This window comes from Micromonospora sp. TSRI0369 (genome assembly GCF_001905625.1).
Classification (GTDB): Bacteria; Actinomycetota; Actinomycetes; order Mycobacteriales; family Micromonosporaceae; genus Micromonospora; species Micromonospora echinospora_A.
Window position 1 is genome coordinate 1 of the sequence record NZ_LIVU01000025.1, and the last position, 3,965, is coordinate 3,965.

The 3,965-nt window shown below is 72.8% G+C and carries 2 pseudogenes; both read left to right on the plus strand.

The window, feature by feature from the left end:
• A pseudogene (locus AMK25_RS32930) lies at window positions 1-193 on the plus strand (hypothetical protein); the annotation flags it as partial.
• Between the two features lie 130 nt (window positions 194-323).
• Window positions 324-3,965, plus strand: a pseudogene (locus AMK25_RS31425) (type I polyketide synthase); the annotation flags it as partial.

The window sequence follows — 3,965 nt, forward strand, 5'->3', positions numbered from 1 at the left end:
CTACGCCGACGGGCGGATGCCGGAGTTCCCCCGGGCCACCTGCGAGCTGCAGGGGTACACGTACGACGCGAAGATGCGCGCCGCCCGCATGGCCCGCACCCACTGGCAGGACCCGGCGTACGCCGACCAGCTGGAGCAGGAGGCCGCGGCGCTGAAGGAACGGTTCAACCGCGACTTCTGGATCGCGGACCGGGGACATCCCCGAAGCACAGGCGGCGATCGAGGCGGCGTCCCGAGCCGAGACCGGCCCCACCGACCGGGCCTCCGCACTGCGCGAGCGTCTCGCGGCCCTGACGCCGCCGGAGGTCGAGGCGTCCCTCCTGGACCTCGTACGCTCCCAGGTCGCCACGGTGCTCGGCCACGCCACCGTGGAGGCGGTGCGGCCGGACCGGGCGTTCCAGCGTCTCGGCTTCGACTCGCTCACCGCAGTCGAGCTGCGCAACCGGCTGACCGCCGAAACCGGCCTCGCGTTGCCCTCCACCCTCGTCTTCGACCACCCGACGCCGGCCGCCCTGGTCGCCTTCATCCGGGAGACCGTGCTCGGAGCATCGGGCGACGCGCCGGCCGACCGCAGGGTCGCCACCGTCGACGACGACCCGATCGTGATCGTCGGCATGGGCTGCCGCCTCCCGGGTGGCGTCGCGTCCCCGGAAGAACTGTGGCAACTGCTCGCCACGGGACGCGACGGCATCTCCGAGTTCCCCCTCGACCGGGGCTGGGACAGCTTCCTCAGCAGCGGCCTGTCCGACACGTCCTTCGCCCGCAGGGGCGGCTTCGTCTACGACGCCGGCGAGTTCGACGCCGAGTTCTTCGGCATCTCGCCGCGGGAGGCGCTCGCCATGGACCCGCAGCAGCGGCTGCTGCTGGAGACCTCGTGGGAGGCCGTCGAGTCGGCGGGCATCGACCCGACCACCCTGCGGGGCGGCGCGGTCGGCGTCTTCGCCGGGGCCAGCTTCCAGGGGTACGCCAGCGGGTCGGTCGGTCGGGCCCAGGAGGTCGGCGGCCACCTGCTCACCGGCAACGCGACAAGCGTGTTGTCGGGTCGGGTGGCGTACTCGTTCGGGTTCGAGGGCCCGGCGGTGACAGTGGACACGGCGTGTTCGTCGTCGCTTGTGGCGTTGCACCTGGCGGCGCAGGCGCTGCGGTCCGGCGAGTGTGACCTCGCCCTGGCCGGCGGCGTCACCGTGATGGCTTCACCGGGCACGTTCGCCGAGTTCTCGATCCAGGGCGGCCTGTCCGCCGACGGCCGCTGCAAGTCGTTCTCGGACGCCGCGGACGGCACGGGCTGGTCCGAGGGCGTCGGGGTGCTGCTGGTGCAGCGGCTGTCGGACGCGCGGCGTGACGGGCGGCGGGTCCTCGCGGTCGTGCGGGGCACGGCCGTCAACCAGGACGGCGCGTCGAACGGGTTGACGGCGCCGAATGGTCCGTCGCAGCAGCGGGTGATCCGGCAGGCGCTGGCGTTTGCGGGTTTGTCGGCGGCTGATGTGGATGTGGTGGAGGCGCACGGTACGGGTACGTCGTTGGGTGATCCGATTGAGGCGCAGGCGTTGTTGGCGACGTATGGGCAGGGTCGGGATGTGCCGTTGTTGTTGGGGTCGGTGAAGTCGAACATCGGTCACACGCAGGCTGCCGCCGGGGTGGCCGGCATCATCAAGATGGTCTTGGCGATGCGGCATGGTGTGGTGCCGGCGACCTTGCACGCGGATGCGCCGTCGTCGCATGTGGACTGGTCGTCGGGTGCAGTGGAGTTGGTGACCGAGTCGCGGCAGTGGCCGGGCGTGGGGCGTCCCCGGCGTGCGGGTGTGTCGTCGTTCGGCATTTCGGGGACGAACGCGCACGTGATTTTGGAGCAGCCGGAGCCGGAGTCCGCTCCGGCATCGGCCGCGCCCGTCGCACCGGTCGGGTTGCCGGTGCCGTGGGTGGTGTCGGGGCGTTCGGAGCGGGGTCTGGTGGGTCAGGCGGCGCGGTTGGCGTCGTTCGTGCGGGAACGGTCCGGCCTTGCGGTGGCGGACGTGTCGTGGTCGTTGGCGACGTCGCGGGCTGCGTTGGAGTATCGGGCGGTGGTGTGGGGCTCGGACGTGGATGAGCTGGCGGCGGGTCTGTCGGCGGTGGCCGAGGGCCGGTCGGTGGTGTCGGGTGTGGTGTCGGCGGGTCGTCGGGCGGTGTTGTTCACGGGTCAGGGTTCGCAGCGTGCGGGTATGGGCCGGGAGCTGTACGAGACGTTTCCGGTGTTCGCGTCGGCGTTCGACGAGGTGTGCGCGGAGATTGATCCGCGCCTGCCGTGTGCGTTGCGCGATGTGGTGTTCGCCGAGTCGGGTACCGCCGATGGGGCTCTGTTGGATCAGACCGTGTTCGCGCAGGCGGGGTTGTTCGCGGTGGAGGTGGCGTTGTGGGAGTTGCTCGCGTCGTGGGGTGTGCGGGTTGATTTCCTGGCGGGTCATTCGATCGGTGAGGTGACGGCGGCGTACGTGTCGGGGATGTTGTCGCTGTCGGACGCCTGTTCCCTGGTGGCGGCGCGGGGTCGGTTGATGCAGGCGTTGCCGGCCGGTGGGGTGATGGCGGCGGTGAATGCGTCGGAGGAGGCTGTCGCCGAGCTGATCGGCGTGACCGGTGCGGCGGTGGACGTGGCGGCGGTGAACGGTCCGGCGTCGGTGGTGGTGTCGGGTGCCGCCGGTGAGGTGGCGGTGGTGGTGGGGGCCTGCCGTGAGCGGGGTTGGCGGGTCAAGGAACTGGCGGTGAGTCACGCGTTCCATTCGCGGTTGATGGATCCGATGTTGGAGGAGTTCGCGTCGGTGGTGGCGGGGCTGAACTGGCGGGTGCCGCGGATCCCGATCGTGTCGAACGTGACCGGCGCGGTCGCGGACGCCGCAGAGATCACCGAGCCCGGCTACTGGGTGCGGCACGTGCGGCAGCCGGTGCGCTTCGCCGACGGTGTGGCGGCGTTGCGGGCACAGGGGGTGGACACCTTCCTGGAGGTCGGCCCGGACGCGGTCCTCACCGCCATGGCCGCCGAGGCGGACACCGCCGACGACGTGCGGTACGTCGCCACGCTGCGCCGCAGCCAGCCCGACGTCACCACCCTCACCAGTGCCGCCGGGCAGCTCTGGGCCGCCGGCGTGGCCGTCGACTGGGCGGCGTACCTCGGCCAGACCGGCACCCGGCCGCGCGCGGTGGAACTGCCCACCTACGCCTTCGACCGGCAGCGCTACTGGCTGGAGGACCCCCAGCCCGGCTCGGCTCCGGAGCGGGCCGACGCCCCGTCCGACGAGCAGTTCTGGGCGGCGGTCGAGTCCGGGGACCTCGGCGTGCTGGGCGAGGATCTCGCCGTGGGCGCGGACGAGCCGTCCACGGCGCTGCTGCCCAAGCTCGCCCGGTGGCGGCGGGCGACGCAGCAGCGGGCGGTCGTCGACTCCTGGCGGTACCGGGCGACGTGGCGTACGGCCGCCGTGCCGGACTCCGCGACGTTGGCGGGAACCTGGCTGCTGCTGATGGCGCCCGGGCAGGAGGACCACCCGGTGGCCGCGGCGCTGGCTGCCCGGGCCGACCGGGCGGTCCCGGTGCTGATCCCGGCCGGCGCCGACCGCGACCGGGTGGCGCGGTTGCTGCTGGAGGCGATGAGCTCCGACGCCCGGGACGCCCACGTGGTGTCCCTGCTGTCGCTGGCCGAGCCGCGGGAGGCGTCCCCGGTTCCGGCCGCCGCCGAGGTGTCGACGGCGCTGGCCGTGGTGCAGGCGCTGACCGACGTCGGTGGGTCGGGCCGGTTGTGGTGGCTGACGCGCGGGGCGGTGTCGGTCGGCGGCTCGGACGAGCTGGCGGATGTCGCGGGTTCTGCGGTGTGGGGTTTGGGTCGGGTGGTGGGGCCCGGCCGGCGGATCGCGCTGGCCGGCGTCCCGGAGCCGCTCGCCGGGGTGTACGTGCTCACCGAGGTGGTGCACACGGTGGACGCCGACGGGCACCTGACCCGG